Source organism: Ramlibacter sp. P4_H7, from assembly GCF_056400765.1.
The window spans coordinates 399,467-424,662 of sequence record NZ_JBFUKP010000001.1; the positions used below are offsets into that span (position 1 = coordinate 399,467).

Below are 25,196 nucleotides of genomic sequence, written 5' to 3' on the forward strand. Positions count from 1 at the left end.
CCTCAGTCGGCGGAAGGCCGCCTGCCCTGCCATGCATCCTCCAGCAGCTGGCGCAGGGCGGCACGCTCGAGCGGCCGCGGGTTCGGATACTGGTTCTGCAGGGCGATGTCGCAGGCGCGGTCCAGGTCGGCCGCCTGCAGGCCGAGGTCGCGCAGGGCCACCGGCGCGCCGTTGTCCTTCGCCAGGTCGAACACCGCCTGCGGCGCGCTCTGCCCTGCCAGCGCGCGCGCGGTGCGCCGCATCGCCTCGGGCGCCGCCTTGGCGTTGTAGGCCAGCGCGTGCGGCAGCACGATGGTGTGCGTCTCGGCATGCGGCAGGTTGAAGCTGCCCCCCAGCGTATGGCACAGCTTGTGGTGCAGCGCCATGCCCACGTTGCCCAGGACGATGCCGCAGAGCCAGGCGCCGTACAGCGCATCGCCGCGCGCCTCGATGTCCTGCGCATCGGCGCGGATGGCAGGGAGCGCGCGACCGAGCGCACGGATGCCTTCCTCCGCCATCAGGTCCATCACGGGATTGCCGTCGACTGCGTACAGCCCTTCGGCCGCATGCGCGATCGCGTTGATGCCGCTGGTGATGCTCAGTCCCACCGGCAGCGTCAGCGTCAACTCCGGGTCGTAGATCACCGTGCGCGGCAGCACCTTGGCGTCCTTGCCCGTCTTCTTGAGGCCGCCTTCGGTGATGCCGTAGATCGGCGTCATCTCGCTGCCGGCATAGGTGGTGGGAATGGCGAGGATGGGCAGGCCGGAGTCGAGCGCGATGGCCTTGCCCAGGCCGGTGGTGGACCCTCCGCCCACCGCGACGGCACAGTCGGCATCGAGTTGACGCGCGAGCTCCCGCGCCTCGCGCGCGGTTTCGATCGGCACGTGCATCACCGCGCGGTCGAAGATGCCGGCGGCGCGCGCCCCCAGCATGGCGGCCACCTTCTCCGCAGATGCGCGCTGCTCCGGCGTGGACAGCACCAGCGCACGGCGCGCGCCCAGGGCCTCGATCTCCTTGCCCAGCTGCAACAGCGAACCGGCACCGAACACCACGCGGCCCGGCTGGCCGTTGTAGGTGAAGCTTCTCATGTCAATCCTCCAGTCCCGCGGCGCGCTCCACGCAACGGATGATGGCCGCGTAGTCCTGCCCGCCCAGGCCCTGCGCCGAAGCGGACTGCATCAGCTGCAGCGTGGCGGCGGCCTGCGGCAGGGGCACGTTCGCGTGCGCGGCGGCGTCGAGGATCAGGCCCAGGTCCTTGCGCATCTGTTCGACGGTGAAGGTCGGCGTGAAGTCGCGCGCCGCCAGCTGCACCGCCTTCGCCTTCAGGATGGGCGACGCGACCGCGCTGGCGCTGAGCACGGCGAACATGTCGCGCCAGTCCAGGCCGCCCTTGCGCCCGAGCGTGAGCGCCTCGGCCAGCATCGCGCTGGTCTGCGCGATCATCAGGTTCACCACCAGCTTCATCAGGCGCGCCTGTTCGTCCTCGCCGAGCCAGAACTGCGACGGCCCGAGCAGGCGCAACAGGGGCAGCATCGCGTCGTAGCTCGCGCGCGGGCCCGACGCCATCACCGTGAGCTGCGCCGCCTCGGCCATGTGGTTGTTGCCGGACACCGTCGCGCGCAGGTGCCGCACGCCGGCCTCGGCACAGGCTTTCGCCGCTTGCGCCGAAGCGGTGGGCGACACGGTGCTGGTGTCGATCCAGGTCGTGCCGCGCCGCGCGTGCCGGGCCAATTGATCCGCCACGGCGAGCAGCGCGGCGTCGTCCGGCAGCGAGGACAGGACCACGTCGGCCTCGGCAATGCCGGCGGCCGCATCGCACACGGTGAGCTGCGCCTCGCGCGCGAGGCGCTGGCGTTCGCCGTCCGGATCGGAAACGCTCAGGGCGTGCCCGCCCTCGCGCAGGTGGCGGGCCATGGGAAGGCCCATCCGGCCCGCGCCGAGGACGTGCACCCGCATGTCACTGCGCCTTCAGGTTGGCGGTGCGCGCGATCTGCGCGGCCGATTCGACCTCGGCCTTGATGTAGCTGTTGAATGCCGCGGGCTCCATCGGGAAGGCGTCGGCGCCCAGCATGGCCAGCCGCGCCTTCACCTCGGGCGTGTTCAGCGCCTTGATCGCTTCCTCGTGCAGGCGCTTGACGATGGGCGCCGGCGTCGCCGAGGGCACGATCATGCCGACCCACAGCGTGTAGTCGGAGTTGGGCACGCCGGCTTCGATGGTGGTCGGCACGTCCGGGAGCGAAGGCGAGCGCTGCGCGGAGCTGACCGCCAGCGCCTGCAGCTTGCCGTCCTTGATCAGCGGCAGCGCGGGCGACAGCGGCGCGAAGAACCAGTCGTCGCGGCCGCCGATCACGTCGGTCATCGCTTCCGGCGTGCCCTTGAACGGAACGTGCTGCGCATCGATGCCGGCGCGCAGCTTGAACTTCTCGGCGTTCATGTGGGTCGCGCTGCCGGTGCCCGCGGACGCGTAGTTCAGCGCGCCCGGCTTGGCCTTGGCGGCGGCGATCACGTCGGCCACGCTCTTCCAGCCGCGCGTGGGCGACACCACCAGCACGTTGGGCACGGCTGCCAGCGGCGTCACGCCGGTGAGGTCCTTCAGCGTGTCGTAGGGCAGGTTGGGATAGATCGCCGGGTTGAGCGCATGGCCGGAGGAATGGATCAGGATCGTGTAGCCGTCCGGATCGCTCTTGGCCACCTGCGCGGCGCCGATGGTGCCACCGGCTCCCGGCTTGTTCTCGATCAGCACGGGCTGGCCCAGGCTCTTGCTCATGCTCTCGGCGACGGTGCGGCCGATGATGTCGGTGACGCTGCCGGCGGTGAAGGGCACGATCATGCGGAGCGGCTTGCCGGGCCAGTTCGCCTGCGACGAGGCAGCCGTGGCGATCACGGTGGCGGCCAGCAGGGTGAGGATGCGTTTCATGTCTTGTCTCCTTGTTGGAATGCCTGCGAATCGGGATGGGGCACGACGCTCAGGACTCGAGCCCGTCGCTCATCGGCACGTTCTCCGGCTTCAGCTCCAGACCGGCGTCGCGCGCGGTCTCCTGCAGCAGCACGGCGAAGTCGATGTGGTCGTAGCCTCGGCCCACCATGCGCGCCACCGATTCGCGCGTGGCGGCGGCGGCCGGCATCGCGACGCCGTGCGCCTTGGCCGCGCCCATGCCCAGGTCCATGTCCTTGAGCAGCAGCTTGGGCGTGAAGGTCACCTGGTCGAACGTGAGGTTGGTGAGCATGGGCGTCTTGTAGCGCGTGTACATGGAGCCCAGCACCGAGTCGTTGATGCTCTCCAGGAACACGCGGCGCGGGATGCCGGCCTTTTCCGCCAGCACCGTGATCTCGCACAGGTTCTGGATGATCACGCCGAACATGGTGTTGTGCGCGATCTTCCAGATGCGCGCCAGTTCGCCCTCGCCCACCCACATCGCCTTGCGGCCCATGGCGGCGAGGTAGGGCTGCGCCTTGTCGTACAGCGCCTTCGGCCCGGACGCGACGATCAGCAGCTTGCCCGCCTTCGCCACCTTCGCGTTGCCGGAGACCGGCGCGCACAGGTAGGCCACGCCCAGGCCCTCCAGCTGCGCGCGGATCTCGGCGGAGCCCTCCTGCGAAATCGAGGAGCTGTCGACCACCACCTGCGGCTTGCGTGCGCCCGTCACCAGCCCGCCCGCGCCGAACAGGACTTCCTTGAGGTCGTCGGTGGTGGACACCATGGTGAACACCACGTCGCAGGCCGCCAGGTCCGTCTTGTCGCGCACGATCTCGGCGCCGTACTCCGCCAGCGGTTCGGCCTTGCTGCGCGTGCGGTTCCATACGCTGGCCGTGAAGCCCGCCTTGAGCAGGCGCTTGACCATCGCCTCGCCCATGCGGCCCAGCCCGATCCATCCCACTTGGTTCGCCATTCCTCTGCATCCTTTGGTTGAAGGTCTGGCGGCAGTGTCTTGCGCGTGCGCGGCGCTGGCAAGCGGGGACTCCGGAATTCAGTTTTCCGGCGCCCGAAAGACAAGGGGGCGGCCCGCGGCCGCCCCCTGCATCCTGGTGAACCCGCAGCCGCTCAGTCGACGCTGGCGCCGGAGTCCTTGACCACCTTGCTCCACTTCGCCGCCTCCTTGCGGATGAACTCGGCGAACTGTTCCGGCTTCTCGCTGTAGGGCTCGGCGCCCTGCTCCGCCAGCTTCTTCTTCACGTCCGGATCGGCCAGCACCTTGGCCAGCGCACCGTTGAGCTTGGCGACGACGGGCGCGGGCGTGGCGGCCGGCGCGAACATGCCGAACCAGGAGGTGGCTTCGTAGCCGGGAACGCCGGCCTCGGCCACCGTCGGCACGTCGGGCAGTTCCGGCGAGCGCTTGGCCGTGGTCACGGCCAGCGGCCGCAGGCGGCCGTTGCGCACGTGCTGGATGGCCGAGGGCATGTTGTCGAACATGACGTCGATCTGGCCGCCCAGCAGGTCGGTCACGGCCGGCGCGCTGCCCTTGTAGGGCACGTGCACCATGTCCACCTTGGCCATGGCCTTGAACAGTTCACCGGACAGGTGGATCGAGCTGCCGCTGCCGGAGGAACCGAAGTTCACCTTGCCCGGATTCGCCTTGGCATAGGCGATCAGCTCCTTCACGGTCTTGAACGGCTTGGCGGGGTTGGCCACCAGCAGGTTGGGGACCATGGCCACGCGCGTGAGCGGCGCGAAGTCCTTGACCGGGTCGAACGGCAGCTTCTTGTACAGGCTCTGGTTGATGGCGTGCGTGCCCACCGTGCCCATGAACAGCGTGTAGCCGTCGGCCGGTGCCTTGGCCGCGAACTGCGCGCCGATGTTGCCGCCCGCGCCGGCGCGGTTGTCGACGATCACGCTCTGGCCCAGCTCCTTGGTGAGCGCCTGGCCGATCACGCGGGCCAGGATGTCGGTGGTGCCGCCGGCCGCGAAGGGCACGACGATGGTGACGGGCTTGGCGGGGTAGGCCTGGGCGAACGCGCCCAGGGGTGCGGCCGCCGCGGCGGCGGCCAGCGCCAGGCCGCCGATCAGGCGGCGACGGGATGCTTGCATGGCTTTCACTTTCGATTCGCTTTCACTTCGGGAGACAGGGACGGGCCGCGCGCGCGAGCGCGCACCCGCTACACGGGCGCGAGGCCCAGGGTGGTGCCGCCACAGACGTAGAGCACCTGGCCGGTCACGAACCCGTTGTCCGGCGACAGGAAGAACAGCGCCGCGCGCGCGACATCCTGGGGGGTGCCCATGCGCTTGACGACGATGCTGTCCAGGATGCGCTGCGTGCGCGGCGCACCCTCGGGATTGCTTTGGCGGAACAGTTCGGTGGCGATCGGCCCGGGCGCGATCGCGTTGACCGTGATGCCGTCGCCGCCGAGTTCCATGGCCAGCGTTCGCGTCATGCCCACCAGGCCCGCCTTGGCGGCGGAATAGGCGACGCGCTCGGTCTTGCCGAGCGCCGCGCGCGAGGCCATGTTGACGATGCGCCCGCGGCCGCAGGCGCGCAAGGTGGGCAGGCAGGCCTGCGTCACCAGCATGGTGGCCTGCAGTGTCAGCGCCATGACGTACTCGAGGTCGTCCACGGTCTGCGTATCGATGGTGCCGGGCCGCGTGGCCCCGGCGTTGTTCACCAGCGCGGTGACGTCGAATTCGCGCGCCACCTGCTCGCCCACGTCGCGGGTGGTCGCCGCCTGCGTCAGGTCGGCCTGGAAGGAATGCAGCTGCGGGTGCGACCAGTCGGGCAGCCGATAGTCGATGTTGACGACGCGGCGGCCCTGCGCCAGCAGCATGTCGGCGATGGCGCGGCCGATGCCGGTGCTCGCGCCGGTGACGAGAGTGGCTTCCTGCTTGCTCACCTAGACACGCTCCAGGATCACCGCGATGCCCTGGCCGACGCCGATGCACATCGTGCACAGCGCGTAGCGGCCGCCGGTGGCGTGCAGCTGGTTCACCGCGGTGGTGGCCAGGCGCGCACCGGAAGCACCGAGCGGATGGCCCAGCGCGATCGCGCCGCCGTTGGCGTTGACGCGCGCGTCGTCATCCTTCAGCCCCAGCATGCGCAGCACGGCGAGGCCCTGCGCTGCGAAGGCTTCGTTCAGCTCGATCACGTCGATCTGCTCCAGCTTCAGGCCGGTCAGCGCCAGCACCTTCTGCGTGGCCGGCGCGGGGCCGATGCCCATCAGGCGCGGCGGCACGCCGGCGGTGGCCATGCCCACCACGCGGGCGCGCGGCGTCAGGCCGTTCTTCGCCGCCGTCGCTTCGTCGGCCAGCAGCAGCGCGCAGGAGCCGTCGTTGACGCCACTGGCGTTGCCGGCGGTGACGGTGCCATCCGGGCGCACCACGCCCTTGAGCTTGGCCAGCGCTTCCAGCGAAGTCTCGCGCGGATGCTCGTCCTGCTTCACCACGACCGCCTCGCCCTTCTTCTGCGGGATCGTGACCGGAACGATCTCGGCGTCGAAGAAGCCGCGCTTCTGCGCCGCCACGGCCTTCAGCTGCGACGCGAGCGCCATGCGGTCCTGCGCTTCACGCTCGATCTTGTGGTCGGTCGCCACGTTCTCCGCCGTCTCCGGCATGGAGTCGACGCCGTACAGCTCCTTCATCCGCTTGTTGACGAAGCGCCAGCCGATGGTGGTGTCGTAAACGGCGTTGGCGCGCGAGAACGCGCTTTCCGCCTTGGGCATCACGAAGGGCGCGCGGCTCATGCTCTCGACGCCACCGGCGATCATCAGCGCGGCCTCGCCCGACTTGATGGCGCGCGCCGCGGTGCCCAGCGCATCGAGGCCCGAGCCGCACAGGCGGTTGATCGTCGCGCCGGGCACCTCGACCGGCAGTCCCGCCAGCAGCGAGGCCATGTGCGCGACGTTGCGGTTGTCCTCGCCGGCCTGGTTGGCGCAGCCGTACAGCACGTCGGTGAGCTGCTGCCAGTCGACCCTGGCGTTGCGCTCCATCAGCGCCTTCAGGGGAATGGCGCCCAGGTCGTCGGTGCGCACCGAGGACAGCGCGCCGCCGTAGCGGCCGAAGGGCGTGCGGATCGCGTCGCAGATGAAGGCTTGTCGGGTCATGGTGAAGGTCTCCAGTTCAGGCCGCGATCGGCAGGTTGATGATGCGTTCGAGTTCCGCCTGCGTGAGGCCGTCGACGAGGTCGACCAGCTTCAGGCCCTGCGGCGTGCACTCCAGCGTGCACAGTTCGGTGTAGATGCGCTTGACGCAGGCGATGCCGGTGAGCGGGTAGGTGCAGCGCTCGACGATCTTGCTCTCGCCCTTCTTGGTGAGCAAATCCATCATCACCCAGGTCTGCTTGGCGCCGATGGCCAGGTCCATCGCGCCGCCGACGGCGGGGATGGCGCCGGGCTCGCCCGTGCTCCAGTTGGCGAGGTCGCCCGTGGCCGACACCTGGAAGGCGCCCAGCACGCAGATGTCCAGGTGGCCGCCGCGCATCATCGCGAACGAGTCGGCATGGTGGAAGTACGCGCCGCCCGGCAGCAGCGACACCGGCTGCTTGCCGGCGTTGATGAGGTCGTAGTCCTCCTGGCCTGCGGCGGGCGCGGGGCCCATGCCGAGGATGCCGTTCTCGCTTTGCAGGATCACCTCGCGACCGGCGGGAATGTGGTTGGCCACGGCGGTCGGCTGGCCGATGCCCAGGTTGACGTAGGCGCCGTCGTAGATGTCCTGCGCCACGCGGGCGGCGAGCTGGTCCTTGGTCCGTTTCTGGTATGCCATGCTCAATTCCCCTCACCCCAGCCCTCTCCCGCACGCGGGAGAGGGTGAGAAATGCGCTGTGCGTTCTTCATCATGCTGCCTTCTTGAATCCGCCGGCCTGGGTGGCCACGCGCGGGATCTGCACGATCTTGCTCACGTAGATGCCGGGGGTGGCAACCGCTTCGGGGTCGAGCTCGCCCAGTTCCTTGATGTCGTACACGGTGGCGATCGTGTGCTTCGCCGCGGTCGCCATCACCGGGCCGAAGTTGCGCGCGGCCTTGCGGTACACGAGGTTGCCCCAGCGGTCGCCCGCCTCCGCCTTGATCAGCGCCACGTCGCCGTGGATCGGGTACTCCAGCACGTACTGCTTGCCGTCGATCTCGCGCGTCTCCTTGCCCTTGGCGAGGTCGGTGCCGTAGGCGGTGGGACAGAAGAAGGCGCCGATGCCCGCTCCCGCCGCGCGCATGCGCTCGGCAAGGTTGCCCTGCGGCACCAGTTCCAGTTCCAGCTTGCCGCTGCGGTAGAGCTCGTCGAACACCCAGCTGTCCACCTGGCGCGGAAAGCTGCAGACGATCTTGCGCACCCGGCCGGCCTTGAGCAGGGCGGCCAACCCGTAGTCCGCATTGCCGGCGTTGTTGTTGACGACGGTGAGGTCCTTCGCGCCCTGCGCGATCAGGCCGTCGATCAGCTCACCGGGAATGCCGGACGTGCCGAAGCCGCCGATCAGGACGGTCGACCCGTCCTTCACGTCCGCGAGGGCCTCCGCGATGGAGGCCGCGATCTTGTTGATCATGGGAAATCCTTGAAAGGGAGCTCCGAGCATTGTTCGCATATCGAACAAGTGTTCGTATAATGAATTCTACATGCCCAGCCGCCCCATTCCCGCCCATACCCCTACGGCCGAGGTGCGCCCCGGCGATGCCTACGTGCAGTCCTTCGCCCGCGGGCTGGAGGTGATCCGCTCCTTCAGCGCGAGCGCGCCGCGGCAGACGCTCACCGAGGTCGCCGGCCGCACCGGCCTCACCCGCGCGGGCGCGCGCCGCATCCTGCTGACGCTGCAGACCCTGGGCTACGTGGAAAGCGACGGCAGGCTGTTCGCCCTGACGCCGCGCATCCTGGACCTGGGCTTCGCCTACCTGTCGTCGATGCCGATCTGGAACGTGGCGGAGCCGGTGATGGAAGCGCTGGTCGAACAGGTGAAGGAGTCGTGCTCCGCCGGCGTGCTGGAGGGCACGGACATCATGTACGTGCTGCGCGTGTCCACCCGCAAGATCATGCGCAACAGCCTGGGCGTGGGTTCGCGCCTGCCCGCCTATTGCACGTCGCTGGGGCGCATGCTGCTCGCGGACCTGCCCGACGACGAGGTGCTGCGGCTGCTGAAGGCGAGCGAACTGGAAGCACGCACCAAGCACACGATCACCGACGTGGACGCGCTGCTGGCCAAGGTGCAGCAGGCGCGCAAGCAGGGCTGGTGCATGATCAACCAGGAACTGGAGGAAGGCCTGGTGTCGCTGGCCGCGCCCATCGTCAACCGCGCGGGCCGCACGGTGGCCGCACTCAACATCAGCGGCCAGGTGAACCGCACCACGCCGCGGCAGATGCAGGAGGGCATGCTGCCCGCGCTGCGCGAGGCGGCGCGCGAAGTGTCGCAGCGGCTGGCGATCGCCTGAGCGCGCGCGCCGCGCGGCCTACAGCAGCTCGTGCTGGCGGGTCTCGATGCAGAAGGCGACGATCAGCGCGATGGCCGCCAGGGTCGTGACCCCCGTCACCATGGCCGCCGAGCCCAGCGCCGGCACCATCCCGAGCAGCGTGAGTCCCTGCGACAGCGGACCGCCCAGCTTGGTGCAGGCCGCGATCCAGCCGACCGCGCGCCCGCGCGTGGCCGCCGGGTAACTCTCCGCCGCATAGGGCAGCAGCATGGCGAGGATCGCGTTGCTGCCGACGATCAGCAGCGTGACACTGACCAGCCAGCCCGTCGGCCCCGCATCGCCCGCGACGTGGATCACGCCGCCCAGGCCGACGGCCGACAGCGCGAGCGCCGCGAGGATCGCGCGCTTGCTGCTCCAGTGCCCGTACAGCCAGGCGGCGACCAGCACCGTCGGCAGCGCCATGGAAGCAGAGGCCGCCAGCAGGCCGCTGGACCAGGACAGGCTGTGCCCCAGCGACACCATGTGCGCCGGCAGCCACAGCAGCACGCCGAAATTGATCAGCCCCGAAGCCAGGCCGCACACGCTCAGCGCGATGGTCATGGGCCACAGGGCGCGCGGCACGGGAGCGGGCCGCAGGGTCGCGGCGGTGTCGGCAGCGGCTTCATGCAGCTCGGCGCCGAAGCGCGCCAGCGTGGCCCGCGCCTCGTCGCGCCGGCCCAGGCGCAGCAGGAAGCGCGGCGACTCGGGGATGAGGACGCTCAACGCGATCAGCGCCATGCCGGTGGGCAGGTTGAGGAACCACAGCGCGCGCCAGCTGAAGGACGGCTCCAGCCAGGCCGCCGCCAGGCTGGCGACCAGGTAGCCGCCCACGGATCCCAGCCCGCCCACCAGCACCAGCACCCAGCCGCGGTGGCGCGCCGGCATGGTTTCGGCCAGCAGCGCATAGGTCACCGGCAGCATTCCGCCGGCGGCCGCGCCCATCAGGAAGCACATGGCGACGTTCCAGGCGTACGACGGCATGGCGCCGCAGATCGAGGTGCCGACGAACAGCACCGAGGACAGCAGGATGGACGAGCGCCGCCCGAACACGTCCGCCAGCACGCCCCAGACGATGGAGCCCAGCACCGTGCCGCACAGCGCGGCGAACGGCAGCCACGCGACACTCAGCGCATCGAGCCCGTATTCCGCCCGCAATCCGGGCAGCACGAAGCCCAGGCTGGCCGGCTTCATCACGTCGATCACCAGCGCGGTCGTGAGCACCACCATCAGCATGTAGTGCGCGCGGGCGAGCCGGGGATGGTCGGGGACGGCGACGTCGACCCGCGTGGCCTTCCAGTGCCCGGCCGGCAGCAGGCCCCAGGCCGCGAGCAGCGAGCCCGCGAGGATGGCGGCCATGCCCCAGAGCATGCCGGCGTCCATGGGCATCTCGGCCAGGCGGAAGCCGTCGCCGCGTCCCATCCAGTACATGGGCAGGTGCAGCAGCACGCCGGCGGTGACCGCCATGCAACCCAGGATGAAAGCGGCCCGGTGGCGCCGCTCCCTCAGCGCGGGAAAGGCGATCCCGACGCCGGTCGGTCGATGCGGTGCAGTCTGCAAGCGGCCCTGTGCCAACGAAGAACTCCCCCGAACAAAACGCGCGATCTTGGCACAGGCCGCCGCGCAAGACGGCCCAGGCTGGGAGTTACCGCAGTTCGCGCAGGCGTTGTTCCTGGCGCCGCACCAGGAAGTCGATGTCGTCGATGTCCTGCTTCGACAGCTTGGGGCCCGGCTTGCGGATGAAGGCGGAGGCAATCACCCCGCGCTGCTGGAACAGGTGCTTGCGCACCGCCAGGCCGACGCCCGCCTGCTGCTCGTACCGGGCGAGCGGCAGGTAGGCATCGAACAGGTCGTGCGCGCGCTCACGCTCGCCGCGGGCATGCGCCGCGACCACGTCCACCATCATCTCGGGGTAGGCGAAGCCGGTCATGGCGCCATCGGCGCCGCGCGTGAGTTCCTCCGGCAGGAACAGGCCGCCGCCGTTGCCGGTCAGGATGGACACGCGCTGGACCTCGCCCTTGTCGCTGGCGGCACGGATCGCGGACAGCTTGGCCAGGCCGGGCCAGTCCTCGTGCTTGAGCATCACGCAGGTCGGCGAGTTCTTCAGGATGCGCAGGATGACCTGCGTCGACATCTGCACCGTGGTGGACACCGGATGGTCCTGCAGTACCCACGGCACCCGGGGGCCCAGCGTCTCGTCGACCATCTGGAAATAGGCGACGATCTGGTCGTCGGTGCGCACGCTCGGCGGCGGCGCCACCATCACCCCGGAAGCGCCGAGGTCCATCACCGAATCGGTGAGCTCCTTCATGGCCGCGAAGCCGGGCGCGGAGGCGCCCACCACCACCGGCACTTTGCCGTTCACGCGCGCGAGCACCTGCCGCACGAAGTTGCGCGACTCCTCGATGGTGAGCTTGGTCGCCTCGCCCATGATGCCCAGCACGGTGAGGCCGGTGACCCCCTTGTCCAGGCAGAAGTCCACCATGCGGTCGGTGCTGGCCAGGTCCAGCGCGCCGCCGTCGGTGAACGGGGTGACGGTGATGAGGTAGACGCCCTTGGCGGACGCGTCGAGTTGCTTCACGTTGAATGCTCCAGAGGGACGCGACGCGGGCCCGGGCCCGCATCGCGCAGCCCCGGGCTCAGGCCCGGGACGACAGTTCGGTGGCCGCGTGCGGCCGCAGGTACTGTACCGCCAGCACCGCGACCACGAGCGCGATGCCGACCAGGTCGCCCATCCACGTCGGGTAGGCGAGCGCGAAGCCGGCGATGACCAGCAGCACGCGCTCGATGCGCGTCGTCTTGCGCAGCGCCCAGCCCTGGAAGCCAGCGGCCAGCGCGGCGATGCCGATCGCCGCCGTGATGGTGACCTCGGCGATGCTCCACCAGTTGGCGGTGGCGAGCGCCTTGGTCGATCCCATCAGCAGCAGGCCCTGCCCGCTGGGATCCAGCACGAACATGAACGGCAGCAGGAAGGCCGGCACCGTGTACTTCCAGCACTGCAGCGTCGTCTTGTAAGGATCGCCGCCGGTGATGGCCGCGGCCGCGAAGGGCGACAGCGCGGTCGGCGGCGACACCTCGGACAGCACCGCGTAGTAGAAGATGAACATGTGGGCCGCGTACTCGGGCACGCCCAGCTTGATCAGCGCCGGCGCCGCGATCACCGCGCAGATGATGTACGAGGCGGTCACGGGAACTGCCAGGCCGATGATCCACACCACCAGCGAGGTGAAGATCGCGGTCAGGATCAGGTTGCCGCCCGCGTAGTCGATGACGATGGAGCTGAACTTCAGCCCCAGTCCGGTGAGGGTCACGACGCCGACGATGAGGCCGGCACCGGCGCAGGTGGCCGCGACGTTCAGCACGCCGATCGAGCCGCCCTCCAGCGCCTTCACCAGGGGCGAGGTCCAGAGCTTGCGGCCGACCTGGCCGCCGCGGAACAGGTCGCGCGGCAGCAGGGTCGTGTCGCTGCGCAGCAGGCTGGTGAGCAGCGACACGATGGTCGCCCAGAACACCGACAGCACGGGCGAGAAGCCCCACAGCATGAAGAAGACGATCGAGACCAGCGACAGGAAGTGGAACCAGTACTTGCGCGTCAGGCCCCACACCGAGTCGACCTTCTCGAACACCGTCTCGTGCATGCCGTACTTGCGCGCGTCGATCTCCACCATCAGGAACAGCGCGAAGTAGAAGAGGATGGTCGGGATCACCGCCATCAGCAGCACGTCGAGGTAGGAGATCTTGAGGAACTCGGCGATCAGGAAGGCCGCGGCGCCCAGCACCGGCGGCGAGATGATAGCGCCGAGTCCGCCGGCGGCCAGCAGGCCGCCCGCCGCGTTCTTCTCGTAGCCCACCTTCTGCAGCATCGGGTAAGCGACCGAACCGAGCGTCACCGTGGTGGCGACGCCGGAGCCGGAGGGGCCGCCCAGCAGGAACGACGCCAGCACCACGGTGCGGCCCGCGCCCGTGGGCTTGCCGCCCATCGCGGAAAAGGAGAAGTCCAGGTAGAACTTGCCGGCGCCCGAGTACTGCAGGAAGGCGCCGAAGATGGTGAACAGGATGATCAGCGAGGACGAGACGTCGACGGCGCTGCCGAAGATGCCCTCCAGCGTCATGTACATCACGCCGACCAGGCGGCCGACCTCGTAGCCCTTGTGGGTCCACGGTGCCGGCAGGTAGGGGCCGAACAGCGCGTAGGCGAGGAAGGCCAGGCAGATCGCCGGCATGATCCAGCCGGCGGTGCGCCGCATGGCCTCGAGGATCAGCCCGATCAGCGCGATCCCGAAGAAGATGTCCCAGGGCAGCGGCGATGTGTTGCGGTCGGTGAAATCGTCGCCGCCCTGGATGGCGTAGACGACGACCGCGACGGCCAGCAGCGCCGCGATCCAGTCCCACCACATGACGCGGTGGCGGAAGCGCGGCGCGAGCGGGAACACCAGCATGCAGAGGAACAGCACGAAGGCCACGTGCACCAGCCGCAGCGTCTGCGTGGGCACGATCGCATAGGCCGTGTACAGGTGGAACACCGACATGACGACGGCGGTCAGCGTGACGAACACGGCGAGCCCGCCCTTGAGCTTGTTCGACGCGCCCTCCTCCTGCTCGATGTACTCCTCGGCCTTCTGCAGCGCAGCGGCGTCGATGTCGGCGCTCAGCTGCGCGCGCTCTGCCTGGTGGTCCGTCATGTCAGGGCGTCAATTGAGCTTGATGCCCTTTTCCGCGAAGTACTTGACCGCGCCCGGATGCCAGGGCACCGGCGTCGCGTCCTTCTTCTGGTTCTCCAGCTTGAAGTTCTCGGCTTCCTTGTGCACGGCGACGATGTCGGCCTTGTGGTCGAAGATGGCCTTGACGATGTTGTAGGCCGTCTTCTCGTCCATGCTCTCGGCGGCGACCAGGATGTTCTGCACCGTGGCCTGCTGGTTGTCCACCTCCATGCCCTTGTATGTGGCCTTGGGGATGGCGTCCTGCACGTACAGGTTGCCGTACTTCTTGTTCATGGCGGGCACCAGGTCGGCGTGATCCACCATCTTGATCTTGTTGCCGGGCGTGTTGGCCAGGTCGGACACGGCGGCGGTGGGCAGTCCGCCCACCCAGAAGAAGGCGTCGATCTTGCCGTCCTTGATGGCGTTGACCGATTCGGCCGCGCCCAGGCGTTCGCGCTTCAGGTCCTTGTCCTTGTCCATGCCGGCGGCCTCGATCAGGCGGAAGGCCATCACCTCGGTGGCGCTGCCGGGCGAACCGGTGGAAACGCGCTTGCCCTTGAGGTCGGCGAACTTGGCGATGCCCTTGCCTTCGACGGTCACCAGGTGCATGCGGTTGGGGTACAGCACCATCAGCGTGCGCACCGGCACCTTGTTGCCCTTGAACTTGTCCTCGCCCTTGAGCGCGTCCTGCGCCGCATCGCTCATGCTGAAGCCGACGTAGGGCTTGCCGCTGGCGATCAGCTTGAGGTTGTCGACCGAGCCGCCGGTGACCTCGGCGGTGGCCTGCATGCCGGGGACGTACTTGGACAGCACGGCCGCGAGGCCGCCGCCCATGGGGTAGTACACCCCGCCGGTGCCGCCCGTGGCGATCGAAATGTTCTGCGCCTGGACTGCGACCGCCAGGCCGAGGCCGGCCAGCAGCCCGAGAAAAACGGTCCTGATGAACTTCATGGGTTGTGTCTCCGAAGAAGAAAGCTATCACCCGCCTCAGCGCGCGGGACCGGGCCATTCTGTCAGCGGCAGACCCCCCGGTCTCTACAGACTTTCCAGCACTGGCGCGGCCCTGCAGAGTTGGCGTGCTAACCTTTCGGTCATGTTCTCCCCGTCCCAGGAAGACGTGCGCCGCTTCTTCTGCGGCGTGCATGCGAAGGCCCGCTCCGGCGAGCTGCTGGATGCGCTGGAAACGCTGGCGAGCGGGTGGCTGAAGGAACACCCGGAGTACGAGCCCGACGTGGCGAATGCCGACGCCGCGGTCGCCCGCGTCTACGACGGCGGCAGCGGCCAGGCCAATCCCTTCCTGCACCTGTCCATGCACCTGTCGATCAGCGAGCAGTGCTCCATCGACCAGCCGCGCGGGATCCGGCAGGCGGTGGAACTGCTGGCCAGCAAGCGCAATTCGCTGCACGACGCGCACCACGAGGCCATGGAGTGCCTGGGCCGCATGCTGTGGGAAAGCCAGCGCGCCGGCCGCCCGCCCGACGGGCAGGCCTATGTGGAATGCGTGCAGCGGCGCGCCACGAGCTAGGCAACAAAAAAGGGCCCGCGGGCCCTTTATCTTCAGCGAGGAACCAAGCCCCCACGGGGCCTCGCGGCCTCTTCAGTGAGCGCCCTTGTGGAAGCGCGACTCCGGCACGGTCTGGACCTCGCCGTCCAGCGAGCCCACGTAGTTCGCCAGCGCCTTCAGTTCGGCATTGGAGAACTGCTTGGCGATCGCGCCCATCACGCCGTTGGTACGGCCGACGTTCGGATTGTCCTGCGTCTTGTAGGCCTTGAGGGCGACGAACAGGTAGTCGTTGTTCTGGCCGGCGATCTTGGGATAGCTCGGGTCGATCGGCTTGGACAGGTTCGCGCCATGGCAGGAGGCGCAGGCCGCCTTCTGCACCAGGCCCGCGACCTGGCCGTCGGGCTCGCGGTTCGGCTTGTCGGCCAGCGGCTTGCGGTCATCGGCGCCGAGCTTCTCGTAGTACGCGGAGACGTCGACGATGTCCTGCTCGGTCAGGCTCTCGGCGATGCTGCGCATGGTGGGGTGCTTGCGCTCGCCGGTCTTGTAGGCGTTCAGCGCGGCGGCGATGTACTTGGCGCCCTGCCCGGCGATCTTGGGCACGCGGTAGACCTCGGGGAAGCTGGCCTTGTAGCCCACGATGCCGTGGCAGCCCACGCACATCGCCACCTTGGCTTCCAGCGATTTCGGGCTGGCCGGGGCGGCCGTCTTCGCGGGTGCGGCGGCCGGCGCGGCGGGGGCCGACTGGGCCTGGGCCAGGCTGGTCGCGCAAGCGACAGAGAGGGCCAAGAGCGTGGTCAACAACTGGTTCATTTTGCGAGCACAATCCCTGACGAAGGTCAGTTTCTTTCGATCAACCGGCGATTATATGGGGGCTGCCCCAACCGCCCCTCCCCACCCAGACCATGAAGTTCCAAGGCTCCCAGAACTACGTCGCCACCCAGGACCTGATGCTGGCGGTCAATGCGTCCATCACCCTGCAGCGCCCGCTGCTCGTGAAGGGCGAGCCCGGCACCGGCAAGACCATGCTGGCCGAGGAGGTGGCGCAGGCGCTGGACATGCCGCTGCTGCAGTGGCACATCAAGTCGACCACCAAGGCGCAGCAGGGCCTGTACGAGTACGACGCGGTCAGCCGGCTGCGCGATTCGCAGCTGGGCGACCAGCGCGTCAAGGACATCCACAACTACATCGTCAAGGGCGTGCTGTGGCAGGCCTTCACGGCCGACCAGCCGGTGGCGCTGCTGATCGACGAGATCGACAAGGCCGACATCGAATTCCCGAACGACCTGCTGCGCGAGATCGACCGCATGGAGTTCTACGTCTACGAGACGCGCGAGCTGGTCAGGGCGAAGCACCGGCCGCTGGTGTTCATCACCTCGAACAATGAGAAGGAATTGCCCGACGCCTTCCTGCGCCGCTGCTTCTTCCACTACATCAAGTTCCCGGACGCGGAGACGATGAAGCAGATCATCGACGTGCACTTCCCCGGCTTGAAGAAGGAACTGCTGGCCGCCGCGCTCAAGACCTTCTACGACGTGCGCAACCTGCCGGGCCTGAAGAAGAAGCCCAGCACCTCCGAGCTGCTGGACTGGCTGAAGCTGCTGGTGGCCGAGGACCTCCCGGCCGAAGCGCTGCAGAGCAAGGACGAGAAGGTCGCCGTGCCGCCGCTGGTGGGCGCGCTGCTGAAGAACGAACAGGACGTCACCCTGTTCGAGAAACTGGTGTTCATGCAGCGGCACAACCGCTGAGGATCTCCTCGCCATGAAGAAGCCGGAGCCCGCCACGCTCGCGTCCGCCACCGTGCGGCTGGAACCGATGACGGCCGACCACGTCGCGGCGCTGGAAGCGGCGGCCAAGGACGGCGAGCTCTGGAACCTGCGCGTCACGTCGGTGCCGGCGCCCGGGGAGGCCGCCGGCTACGTCGCCGCCGCGCTCCAGGGCCGCGAGGACGGGCACATGCTGCCCTTCGTGGTGGTCGACGCCGCCAGCGGCCGCGTCATCGGCAGCACGCGCTACCACGACATCGTGCCGGCGGTGGAGCGGCTGGAGATCGGCTACACCTGGTACGGCAAGAGCTGGCAACGTACCCACGTCAACACCAGCTGCAAGCTGCTGCTGATGACGCATGCCTTCGAGACGCTGGGCGCGCAGCTGGTGGGCTGGCGCACGGACAACTACAACTTCGCCTCGCAGCGCGCGATCGAGCGGCTGGGGGCGCGCAAGGACGGCGTGCTGCGCCACCACGCGCTGCGCCGCGACGGCACCGTGCGCGACACGGTCATGTACAGCCTGGCTGCGGGCGAATGGCCCGAGGTGAAGGCCCACCTGCAGTACCAGCTCGCTCGCCCCCGGGAGGCCTGGGCATGTTGATCGACTTCTTCTACACCTTGCGCAGCGCCAAGCTGCCGGTCTCCGTCAAGGAGTACCTCATCCTGCTGGAGGCCTTGCAGCAGGGCGTGGTCGGTCCGGAGAGCGACGGCAACTACAGCCTCGACGATTTCTACTACCTCTCGCGCACCGCGCTGGTGAAGGACGAGAAGCACTACGACAAGTTCGACCGCGCCTTCGCGGCCTACTTCAAGGGCGTGGAGCTGCTGGCCGACTTCACCAAGGACATCCCGCTGGAGTGGCTGCGCAAGAACCTGGAGCTCGAGCTCTCGCCGGAGGAGAAGGCGAAGATCGAGAAGATGGGCTGGGACGAGCTGATGGAGACGCTCAAGAAGCGCTTCGAGGAGCAGAAGGAAAGGCACGAGGGCGGCAGCAAGATGATCGGCACCGGCGGCACCTCGCCGTTCGGGGCCTACGGCGTCAACCCGCAGGGCATCCGCATCGGCCAGGACAAGAGCCGCAACAGGAGCGCGGTGAAGGTGTGGGACCAGCGCGCCTACAAGGACTACGACGACAGCCAGGAACTGGGCACGCGCAACATCAAGATCGCGCTGCGGCGCCTGCGCAAGTTCGCGCGCGAGGGCGCGGCGGACGAACTGGACCTGGACGACACCATCCGCTCGACCGCCGCCAACGCCGGCTGGCTGGACATCAAGATGGTGCCGGAGCGGCACAACAACGTGAAGGTGCTGCTGCTGATGGACGTGGGCGGCACCATGGACGAACACATCCACCGCGTCGAGGAGATGTTCTCCGCGGCCAAGGCGGAGTTCAAGCACCTGGAGTTCTACTACTTCCACAACTGCGTCTACGACTTCATGTGGAAGAACAACCGCCGGCGCTTCAGCGAGAAATTCCCGACCTGGGACATCATCCGCAAGTACAACAAGGACTACAAACTGGTGTTCGTCGGTGACGCCACCATGAGTCCCTACGAGATCCTGCAGCCCGGCGGCAGCGTCGAGTACAACAACGAGGAGGCGGGCGCGGAATGGATCCAGCGCCTGACCAGCGCCTTCCCCAAGTTCGTGTGGATCAACCCGGAGCCGCAGGGTGTCTGGCAGTACCGCCAGAGCATCTCGGTGATCCAGCAGCTGATGAACCAGCGGATGTTCCCGTTGACCATCAAGGGGCTGGAGGAGGCGATGCGTCTGCTCACCAAGTGACCCCGGCGTTCGCAGCTCGTTACAGCTGCGCTTGACTTGCCGGGCGTCGTGCGCAGCATGTGCGCATGGCATCTCCCGAGTCCCTCGAACTGCGCCTCGACCCCGCGGACGTCCGCATCGCGCTGCCGCGCGCCCCCCGCCTGCTGCCCATCGTCGCCGGCGGCGTGCTGGGCCTGGCCGCCGTGTACGGCTGGGTCTGGTGGTCGCAGCAACCCGTGCAGGTGGCCAGGACCGCCGCGCTGACCAGGCCCGCGCCGGACGCACCACCATCGACCGCACCCGCGGACCCGGCCTCGCAGTTCCCGCCGCCCGTGGTGGAGGGCGCAGCCCCGCTGAAGGAGCAGGAGATCCCCGGCGCACTGGCGCAACTGCTGGGACGCCCCGGCTTCGTCGCGCACGTGCAGGCCGACGATTTCCCGCGCCGCTTCGTGGCCACGCTCGACAACCTGGCGCGGGCGCACGCGCCGCCGTCGGTGTGGCCGGTGCTGCCCATGCCGGGGCGCTTCACCGTCGTCGACGGCCCGGACGGCAACCAGCTGGTCGCCGCGTCGAACGCGCAGCGCTACGCGCCCTTCGTCGCCTTCGTTGCGTCGGTCGACAGCGCCGCGGCGGTGCGGCTGTACGCACGCATGTATCCGCTGCTGCAGCAGGCGTACCGGCAACTGGGCAACGGCGATCCGCATTTGAACTACCGGCTGGTGAAGGTCATCGACCACCTGCTCGCCACCCCCGAGCCGCGGGATCCCCTGCAGGTGCACCTGACGGAAGTGAAGGGGCCGATCGAGTCGATGCGGCCCTGGGTGCGCTACGAATACGTCGATCCCGCGCTGGAGAACCTGTCGGCGGGGCAGAAGATGCTGCTGCGAGTGGGCCCGGCGAACGAGCGCAAGCTGAAGCAGAAGCTGGCCGAATTGCGCGGCGAGCTGGTGGGCTCGCAGCCCGCGGCGGCCGCCCGCTGAGACTGGCGCCCCCGGCGGGAATCGAACCCACATCTAGCGCTTAGGAGGCGCTCGTTCTATCCATTGAACTACGGCGGCGAGGGGCGCCATTGTAGGCGCTGCGGCGCGCCCGCGCAGAAACGGCGCAGGCCGCGGCGCCCTGCCTCAGGCGGCAATGAACGCCTCGATGGCGCCCAGGAACTGGCGCGGCGCCTGCAGCTGCGGGACGTGCGCGCAGCCGGCCAGCAGCACGAAGCGGGCGCTGGGGATCAGTTCCGCGGCCTCGCGCGCCATGGCCGGCGGCGTGGCCTCGTCCTGCTCGCCCACCAGCACCAGCACGGGCAGCCGCACGGCGGCGCATTGCGCGCGCAGGTCCAGGGTGGCCAGCGCGGCGCAGGCGGCGTGGAAGGTCTCCGGCGCCAGCGCCACGAAGCGGGCGCGGCGCTGCTCCACGAGGTCGGCGTTGGCGGCCTGGAAGTCCGGCGCGAACAGCCGGCGCATGGCCACTTCGGAGATGGCGGCCAGGCCCTTGGCGCCCGCAGCGGCGGACATGTTGCGGAAAGCCTGCCGGCCCGGCTCGTCGAAGGCCGCGCCGCAGTCCGCGAGCACCAGGCGTTCGGCCAGTTGCGGATGGCGCATCACCGTGAGCAGCGCGACGAAGCCGCCGTAGCCGTTGCCCAGCAGGATGGGCTTTTGCGGCAGCTGCAGCGCGGCGATCGCAGCGGCCGTGCGATCGGCCACCGCGTCCAGTCCGCCGGGCGCGGCGTGCGAATCGCCGAAGCCGGGGAGGTCCAGCAGGATCACCCGGTGCGTGGCGGCCAGCAGGGTGGCCAGCGGATCGAAGCTGGTGCTGTCCGCCAGCAGCGAATGCAGCAGGACAATGGGACGGCCCTGCCCCAGCGCGCGGGCGGTGACCACCGCGTCGCCCACGCGCAGGTGCATGGATTCGGGCCGTGGGTTGTTCTGCATCGGGGACCTTTCGTGCGAGGAAGGGGGATCAGCGGGCGTTCTGCTCCAGCCAGTCGAGCAGCAGGCGGTTGAAGCGTTCCGGCTGTTCCATCAGGAAGAAGTGCGAGGCGTCCTCGAACAGTTCCGTGGTGGCGTGGGGCAGCCCGTCGGACAGCACGCGCGTCGCCGTCGGCGAGCAAATCGGATCGACCGTGCCCGCCATCACGAGCGACGGCTGCCGGATGCGCCAGAGCTCGGCGACGGTGTCGTGTTGCTGGCAGGCCTCGTTCTGGCGGAGGTAGCAGGCGGGCAGGCGGGTCTCGCCGCCGATCAGCTGTTCGATCGCGGCCACTTTCTCGGGCTGGCCGATGAAGAAACCGGCCGACACGAAGTTCTGCACCGAGTGCCGGGCGTGGTCGGCCCAGCTGCCGCGCCATTCCAGCGCCTCGCGCATGTTGGACAGCACGCGGCGGCCCAGCGGATCGAGCCGCGCGAACGACGCGCACAGCACCAGGGAATCGACCCACTGCGGCGCCGTCAGCGCCATGTGCTGGGCGATGGCCCCGCCCATCGAACGGCCCACGACCTGCGCGTGCGCGATGCCCAGGAAATCCATCAGGGCCAGCGTGTCGCCCGCCAGGTCCCAGGTGCTGACCGGTTCGTCCACCTGCGTGCTGCCGCCGGCGCCGCGGTTGTCGAAGGCGATCACGCGGAAGTGCGGACGCAGCAGTTCGATCTGCGCGTCCCAGGCCGTCAGGTCGCCGGCAAGTCCGTGGACCAGCACCACGGCGGGGCCGCTGCCCTCGTCCACGTAGCGCAGGCGGTAGCGGCCGACGGTGGCCTCTTTGGTGGCGTAGTCCATGCGGCCTTGCTCCTCAGGAAACGCCCAGGTGGCGCTGCAGTTCGGGCTGCCGTGCTTCGAATTCCTCGCGCGTGCCGGCGAACACCACCCGGCCCGTGTTGAGCAGCACGATGTCGTCGGCCAGCTTCATCGCCAGGCCCAGGTTCTGTTCCACCATCAGGATGGAGATGTCCTTCTTGAGCGCGGCGAGCACGTTGCCCAGCTCGCGCACGATCTGCGGCGCCAGTCCCTCCGAGGGCTCGTCGAGCAGCAGCACCTGCGGGCTCGTCATCAGCGCGCGACCGACCGCGAGCATCTGCTGCTCGCCCCCGGACAGGCTGCCGGCCAGCTGCCTTTCGCGCTCCTTCAGCCGCGGGAAGATCGCCTGCACGTCCTCGCGCGACCAGCGCTTGCCGCCGCCGCTGGTGCGCCGCGCCGCCACGTCGAGGTTCTCGCGCACGCTGAGCGTAGGGAAGATGCGCCGCCCCTGCGGCACGAAGCCGATGCCCAGGCGGCAGATTGCCTCCGGCGCGCTGCCCTGCACCTCGCGGTCGGCCACGCGGATGCGGCCGGAACGCGGCGGCAGGAAGCCGACGATGGAATGCATGCAGGTGCTCTTGCCCGCGCCGTTGCGCCCGAGCAGGGCCAGCAGCCGGCCCGGCGCGACCCGCAGCGACACGTCGTGCAGCACGTGGCTGTCGCCGTAGAAGGCGTTGATGCGGTCCAGCGACAGCAGCTCAGTGGCCAAGGTAGATCTCTCGCGTGCGGGGATCGTCCACCACCTGCGTGCGGGTGCCCGCAGTGATGACCTCTCCGTAGTGCAGCAGCGTGATGCGGTCAGCGAAGGCCAGCGCCACGTCCATGTCGTGCTCGATCATCACCACGGTGATGTCGCGCGAGACCGTGTCCAGCAGCGCGTGCACGGTCGCGCGTTCCTCGGCAGACAGGCCGGCGAACGGCTCGTCGAGCAGCAGCAGCACCGGGTCCTGGGCCAGCGCCATCGCGATCTCGAGGCGACGCTTCTCGCCGTAGGAGGTCTGCTCCAGCGGCAGGTCGGCCTTGGCGCGCAGGCCGACCGCTTCGAGCGTGGCCAGGGCCCGATCGCGCAGCGCCTGCTGGCGCGTGAACGCGCCCCAGGGCTGCCAGCGCAGCGGCGTCTTGCCCATGAGGGCCAGCATCACGTTGTGCAGCAGCGTGTCCCGGCCGAACAGCGTGATGATCTGGAAGGTGCGGGCGATGCCCTGGCGGGCCCGCGCCGCCGTCGGCGTGCGCGTCACGTCCTCGCCCTTCAGCCGGATGGTGCCGCCGTCGGCGTTCAGGTCGCCCGCGATCAGGTTGAACAGCGTCGTCTTGCCCGCACCGTTGGGACCGATGATCAGGTGGCGCTCGCCCTGCTCCACCCGCAGGTCCACGTTGCGCGTGACCTTCAGGCCGCCGAAGGTCTTGGTGAGGCGCTGCACTTCCAGCACCGCGGTCATTCCACAACCTCCGCCCTGCGAGGCGTCAGCGGGTCGGCCGCCGGCAGCACGGGCACGGGAACCGGCACGGATTCGCGGCGCGGGCCGCGTGGGCGCAGGCGCTTGGCCAGCCGCGCCAGCCCGGGCACGATGCCTCCCGGGACGAACATCACGATCAGCACGAACACGATGCCCAGCAGCATGATCCAGCGGTCCACGTAGGCACTCGCCACGTTCTTCAGCAGCACGACGAGGGCGGCGCCCGCGACCGGACCGAACAGGGTGCCGGGGCCGCCCGCGATCACCATCAGCAGCATCTCGGCCGAACTGGCGAGGGAGAGGCTGTGCGGGCTGATGAACTGCTGGTAGTACACGTACATCAGGCCCGCCACGCCGCCCAGGAAACCGCTCGCGGTGAAGGTGAGCCAGCGGATGCGCCAGACGTCGTAGCCCAGCGTGGCCATGCGCCGCGGCTGGTCGCGCGTGCCGCGCACGCTGGCGCCGAAGGGCGAGCGGACCAGCACCACCACCACCGCGACGACCAGCGCGGACACCAGCAGCGTGAAGTAATAGAAGGACGTGGCGTGGTTCAGGTCGATGCCGAAGGGCGCCGGCCGCGTCAGGCCCGACAGCCCGTTGTCGCCGCCGGTCACGCCCGCCCAGCGATAGGCCAGGCCCCACAGCACCTGGCCCAGGGCCAGCGTGATCATGAGGAAGCTCAGGCCCGAGGCGCGCAATGCCACCAGGCCGAACACCGCGGCCATCGCGCCACTGACGCCGAGCGCGGCGAGCGCTGCAGCCAGGTGGCCCCACTTCAGGTTCAGCATGATCCACGCGCTGGTGTACGCCGAGATCCCGAGGTAGCCCGCATGCCCCAGCGAGGTGAGGCCCGCGTAGCCCACCAGCAGGTTCAGGCTCAGCGCGAACAGCGCGGCGATCAGCACCTGGCTGGCGAGGTTGATGTAGTAGTCGCCGCCCAGCCACCAGGGCGCGGCCAGCAGCACCAGCACGAGGGCGCCCCAGGCGATCGGCCGCGCGGCGGCATCGCTCATGCCGTGATCCTTCCGAACAGGCCGCGCGGACGCACGGCCAGGATCACCACCATGGGCAGGAACAGGATGATGTAGGCGAGGTCGGGGAGCAGCACCTGCCCGAAGGTGTAGATGAAGCCCACCAGGAAGCTGCCGACGAAGGCGCCGAACAGGCTGCCGAGTCCGCCCAGGATCACGACCACCAGCGCCAGCGGCAGCGTGTCGGCTTCCATGCCGGGATAGACCGAGAGGATCGGTGCGGCCACCACGCCGCCCATGCCGGCCAGCGCCGTACCCAGCGAGAACACCAGCACGAACAGCCAGGAGGCCGGGATGCCGACGGCGCGCGCCATCTGCATGTCGTCGACGCTGGCCCGGATCATCATGCCGATGCGGGTCTTCTCCAGCAGCAGCCACAGCGCGATCGCCACCGCGATCGAGAACAGCAGCACCGCCAGCCGGTACAGGGGGAAGGCCAGGCCGAACACGCGCACCGCACCGGCGAGCAGCGCCGGCGGCGACACCGGCCGCGGGTCCCCGCCCCAGAACCACAGGCAGAAGTCCGCGATGATGAAGGCGATGCCCAGCGTGGCCAGCACCTGCCCGAGCGGATTGCCGGCCAGGCGCCGCAGCACCAGCCGCTCGACGACGGCACCGAGCACGCCGACCGCGGCGGCCGCACCCAGCATCGCCACCAGGAAGGGGGCGCCGCGCTGCAGCAGGCTCAGTCCCACGTAGGCGCCCAGCATGAAGTAGGCGCCGTGGGAGAGGTTGGCGATCCGCATGAGGCCGAAGATCAGCGAGAAGCCCGCCGCCAGGATGAACAGCACCCCGCCCAGCGCGAGGCTGTTCAGGCTCTGGATCAGCCACAGGTTCATGCGGGCTCCTGGCGCTGG

General features: G+C 69.2%; 26 protein-coding genes and 1 tRNA gene. 6 read left to right on the forward strand and 21 right to left on the reverse strand.

Annotation, left to right across the window (positions count from 1 at the left end; genetic code table 11):
* Window positions 1–2: 2 nt before the first annotated feature.
* The 9 genes from AC1DSA_RS02040 to AC1DSA_RS02080 all read right to left on the reverse strand — a co-directional run bounded on the left by AC1DSA_RS02040 (window position 3) and on the right by AC1DSA_RS02080 (window position 8,438).
* Entirely contained in the window at window positions 3–1,067 is a 1,065-nt protein-coding gene (locus AC1DSA_RS02040; RefSeq protein ID WP_477885531.1) for a maleylacetate reductase, read from the reverse strand.
* 1 nt (window position 1,068) lies between these two features.
* Entirely contained in the window at window positions 1,069–1,935 is an 867-nt protein-coding gene (locus tag AC1DSA_RS02045; RefSeq protein WP_477885533.1) for an NAD(P)-dependent oxidoreductase, read from the reverse strand.
* A gap of 1 nt (window position 1,936) precedes the next feature.
* Window positions 1,937–2,896, reverse strand: coding sequence for a Bug family tripartite tricarboxylate transporter substrate binding protein (locus tag AC1DSA_RS02050; protein WP_477885535.1), 960 nt, complete (start codon window positions 2,894–2,896; stop codon window positions 1,937–1,939).
* A 49-nt stretch (window positions 2,897–2,945) separates the two neighbouring features.
* The gene (locus tag AC1DSA_RS02055) at window positions 2,946–3,947 is read right to left on the reverse strand and encodes an NAD(P)-dependent oxidoreductase (RefSeq protein WP_477885960.1); all 1,002 of its coding nucleotides are present in this window, start codon (window positions 3,945–3,947) and stop codon (window positions 2,946–2,948) included.
* Window positions 3,948–4,021: 74 nt separating this feature from the next.
* Window positions 4,022–5,005: a tripartite tricarboxylate transporter substrate binding protein gene (locus AC1DSA_RS02060; RefSeq protein ID WP_477885537.1), complete on the reverse strand. Its 984-nt coding sequence runs from the start codon at window positions 5,003–5,005 to the stop codon at window positions 4,022–4,024.
* Between the two features lie 68 nt (window positions 5,006–5,073).
* Complete coding sequence (locus tag AC1DSA_RS02065) at window positions 5,074–5,802, reverse strand: SDR family NAD(P)-dependent oxidoreductase (protein ID WP_477885539.1); 729 nt, start codon at window positions 5,800–5,802, stop codon at window positions 5,074–5,076.
* Window positions 5,803–7,008 carry a 3-oxoadipyl-CoA thiolase gene (gene pcaF, locus AC1DSA_RS02070; RefSeq protein ID WP_477885541.1) on the reverse strand — a complete coding sequence of 402 codons (1,206 nt, stop codon included), beginning with the start codon at window positions 7,006–7,008 and terminating at the stop codon, window positions 5,803–5,805. It lies immediately after the preceding gene.
* A gap of 16 nt (window positions 7,009–7,024) precedes the next feature.
* Window positions 7,025–7,666, reverse strand: coding sequence for a 3-oxoacid CoA-transferase subunit B (locus AC1DSA_RS02075; RefSeq protein WP_477885543.1), 642 nt, complete (start codon window positions 7,664–7,666; stop codon window positions 7,025–7,027).
* Between the two features lie 70 nt (window positions 7,667–7,736).
* A complete protein-coding gene (locus AC1DSA_RS02080) occupies window positions 7,737–8,438 on the reverse strand; it encodes a 3-oxoacid CoA-transferase subunit A (protein WP_477885545.1) in 702 nt (233 codons plus the stop codon).
* Window positions 8,439–8,508: 70 nt separating this feature from the next.
* Between AC1DSA_RS02080 and AC1DSA_RS02085 the strand changes: the two genes are divergently transcribed.
* Complete coding sequence (locus AC1DSA_RS02085) at window positions 8,509–9,315, forward strand: IclR family transcriptional regulator (protein ID WP_477885547.1); 807 nt, start codon at window positions 8,509–8,511, stop codon at window positions 9,313–9,315.
* A gap of 18 nt (window positions 9,316–9,333) precedes the next feature.
* Here the strand turns inward: AC1DSA_RS02085 and AC1DSA_RS02090 are convergent, their stop codons facing one another.
* The 4 genes from AC1DSA_RS02090 to AC1DSA_RS02105 all read right to left on the reverse strand — a co-directional run bounded on the left by AC1DSA_RS02090 (window position 9,334) and on the right by AC1DSA_RS02105 (window position 14,981).
* A complete protein-coding gene (locus AC1DSA_RS02090) occupies window positions 9,334–10,797 on the reverse strand; it encodes an MFS transporter (protein ID WP_477885549.1) in 1,464 nt (487 codons plus the stop codon).
* 178 nt (window positions 10,798–10,975) lie between these two features.
* Window positions 10,976–11,911 (reverse strand): dihydrodipicolinate synthase family protein, encoded by a 936-nt coding sequence (locus tag AC1DSA_RS02095; protein WP_477885551.1) that lies wholly within the window; start codon window positions 11,909–11,911, stop codon window positions 10,976–10,978.
* Window positions 11,912–11,969: 58 nt separating this feature from the next.
* Window positions 11,970–14,012 carry a TRAP transporter permease gene (locus tag AC1DSA_RS02100; protein ID WP_477885553.1) on the reverse strand — a complete coding sequence of 681 codons (2,043 nt, stop codon included), beginning with the start codon at window positions 14,010–14,012 and terminating at the stop codon, window positions 11,970–11,972.
* 9 nt (window positions 14,013–14,021) lie between these two features.
* Window positions 14,022–14,981, reverse strand: a complete 960-nt coding sequence (locus tag AC1DSA_RS02105) for a TAXI family TRAP transporter solute-binding subunit (RefSeq protein WP_477885555.1) — start codon at window positions 14,979–14,981, stop codon at window positions 14,022–14,024.
* 142 nt (window positions 14,982–15,123) lie between these two features.
* Here AC1DSA_RS02105 and AC1DSA_RS02110 point away from each other — a divergent pair, with 142 nt between their 5' ends.
* Entirely contained in the window at window positions 15,124–15,555 is a 432-nt protein-coding gene (locus AC1DSA_RS02110) for a DUF1841 family protein (RefSeq protein ID WP_477885557.1), read from the forward strand.
* A gap of 72 nt (window positions 15,556–15,627) precedes the next feature.
* On the opposite strand, the gene AC1DSA_RS02115 is transcribed toward AC1DSA_RS02110, so the two are convergent.
* Window positions 15,628–16,344, reverse strand: a complete 717-nt coding sequence (locus AC1DSA_RS02115) for a c-type cytochrome (protein ID WP_477885559.1) — start codon at window positions 16,342–16,344, stop codon at window positions 15,628–15,630.
* 92 nt (window positions 16,345–16,436) lie between these two features.
* On the opposite strand from AC1DSA_RS02115, the gene AC1DSA_RS02120 reads away from it, so the two are divergent.
* The 4 genes from AC1DSA_RS02120 to AC1DSA_RS02135 all read left to right on the forward strand — a co-directional run bounded on the left by AC1DSA_RS02120 (window position 16,437) and on the right by AC1DSA_RS02135 (window position 20,044).
* Window positions 16,437–17,279: an AAA family ATPase gene (locus AC1DSA_RS02120; protein ID WP_477885561.1), complete on the forward strand. Its 843-nt coding sequence runs from the start codon at window positions 16,437–16,439 to the stop codon at window positions 17,277–17,279.
* A gap of 13 nt (window positions 17,280–17,292) precedes the next feature.
* On the forward strand, window positions 17,293–17,901 hold the full coding sequence (locus AC1DSA_RS02125; RefSeq protein WP_477885563.1) for a GNAT family N-acetyltransferase: 609 nt from the start codon (window positions 17,293–17,295) through the stop codon (window positions 17,899–17,901).
* The gene (locus AC1DSA_RS02130; RefSeq protein WP_477885565.1) at window positions 17,895–19,085 is read left to right on the forward strand and encodes a vWA domain-containing protein; all 1,191 of its coding nucleotides are present in this window, start codon (window positions 17,895–17,897) and stop codon (window positions 19,083–19,085) included. The genes AC1DSA_RS02125 and AC1DSA_RS02130 overlap by 7 nt, the downstream gene beginning before the upstream one ends.
* 65 nt (window positions 19,086–19,150) lie before the next feature.
* Window positions 19,151–20,044 carry a DUF3014 domain-containing protein gene (locus AC1DSA_RS02135; protein ID WP_477885567.1) on the forward strand — a complete coding sequence of 298 codons (894 nt, stop codon included), beginning with the start codon at window positions 19,151–19,153 and terminating at the stop codon, window positions 20,042–20,044.
* Between the two features lie 3 nt (window positions 20,045–20,047).
* On the opposite strand, the gene AC1DSA_RS02140 is transcribed toward AC1DSA_RS02135, so the two are convergent.
* The 7 genes from AC1DSA_RS02140 to AC1DSA_RS02170 all read right to left on the reverse strand — a co-directional run bounded on the left by AC1DSA_RS02140 (window position 20,048) and on the right by AC1DSA_RS02170 (window position 25,178).
* Window positions 20,048–20,122, reverse strand: a tRNA-Arg gene (locus AC1DSA_RS02140).
* Between the two features lie 66 nt (window positions 20,123–20,188).
* Window positions 20,189–20,992 (reverse strand): alpha/beta fold hydrolase, encoded by an 804-nt coding sequence (locus AC1DSA_RS02145; RefSeq protein ID WP_477885569.1) that lies wholly within the window; start codon window positions 20,990–20,992, stop codon window positions 20,189–20,191.
* Window positions 20,993–21,020: 28 nt separating this feature from the next.
* Window positions 21,021–21,833 (reverse strand): alpha/beta fold hydrolase, encoded by an 813-nt coding sequence (locus AC1DSA_RS02150; RefSeq protein WP_477885571.1) that lies wholly within the window; start codon window positions 21,831–21,833, stop codon window positions 21,021–21,023.
* A 13-nt stretch (window positions 21,834–21,846) separates the two neighbouring features.
* Window positions 21,847–22,560: an ABC transporter ATP-binding protein gene (locus AC1DSA_RS02155; RefSeq protein WP_477885573.1), complete on the reverse strand. Its 714-nt coding sequence runs from the start codon at window positions 22,558–22,560 to the stop codon at window positions 21,847–21,849.
* Complete coding sequence (locus AC1DSA_RS02160; RefSeq protein WP_477885575.1) at window positions 22,550–23,290, reverse strand: ABC transporter ATP-binding protein; 741 nt, start codon at window positions 23,288–23,290, stop codon at window positions 22,550–22,552. The genes AC1DSA_RS02155 and AC1DSA_RS02160 overlap by 11 nt, the downstream gene beginning before the upstream one ends.
* On the reverse strand, window positions 23,287–24,321 hold the full coding sequence (locus tag AC1DSA_RS02165; protein WP_477885577.1) for a branched-chain amino acid ABC transporter permease: 1,035 nt from the start codon (window positions 24,319–24,321) through the stop codon (window positions 23,287–23,289). Before AC1DSA_RS02165 ends, AC1DSA_RS02160 begins: the two co-directional genes overlap by 4 nt.
* Complete coding sequence (locus tag AC1DSA_RS02170; RefSeq protein ID WP_477885579.1) at window positions 24,318–25,178, reverse strand: branched-chain amino acid ABC transporter permease; 861 nt, start codon at window positions 25,176–25,178, stop codon at window positions 24,318–24,320. Before AC1DSA_RS02170 ends, AC1DSA_RS02165 begins: the two co-directional genes overlap by 4 nt.
* Window positions 25,179–25,196: the final 18 nt, after the last annotated feature.